Below are 515 nucleotides of genomic sequence, written 5' to 3'. Positions count from 1 at the left end.
AGCTGGTTGGCATAGAGCAGGTTCCAGCGTTCCGACAGCAGTTTGGCACGACTTTCCAGATCATCCTGGTAGGGTTTGGCCAGATCGGTGGCATTGAGCACCCGCTCTGCAGCACTTTCCGTCAGCGAGGCGATATAGCTCAGCCTGTCCTTGGCATCGGGAATGGCATCTGCCACCTTTTCCAGCGATTTGTCGTAGCCCAGATCACGCAGTGCGTCATGCATCTTGCGCGTCAGCTGACCAATCTGTTCGTACATGACCGCGGTACTGGTTTCGTTGCTGGCTGCCGTGCTTGCCGACCCCGCCGATGTCGTCGAGGCTGCTTCTGGTTCTTTTTGCTGTTGCTGACTGGCAGCAATGCTGTCAAACAGTGCTTCGAGATCCGGTGAATCTCCACTTTCCAGAATGTGATCCGGCACGATAGCCTCTCCTCAGTGCTGACTAGGCAAGTTTATTTGCTATGTTTATTCGTTTTACTTGTTCATGGTCTGGAAGATCTTGTTCATCTTTTCTTC

The 515-nt window shown here is 52.8% G+C and carries 1 protein-coding gene; it reads right to left on the bottom strand.

The features are described from left to right. On the bottom strand, nucleotides 1–419 hold a 419-nt coding region (locus EAY64_RS20200; RefSeq protein ID WP_147456263.1), incomplete at its 3' end, for a protein phosphatase CheZ. Between the last annotated feature and the right edge of the window lie 96 nt (nucleotides 420–515).

This window comes from Aquitalea palustris, from assembly GCF_003693445.1.
In the GTDB taxonomy this organism is placed as follows: Bacteria; Pseudomonadota; Gammaproteobacteria; order Burkholderiales; family Chromobacteriaceae; genus Aquitalea; species Aquitalea palustris.
The sequence above is the reverse complement of the archived record's forward strand: the minus strand, read 5'-3'. Positions and strand labels throughout refer to the sequence as shown.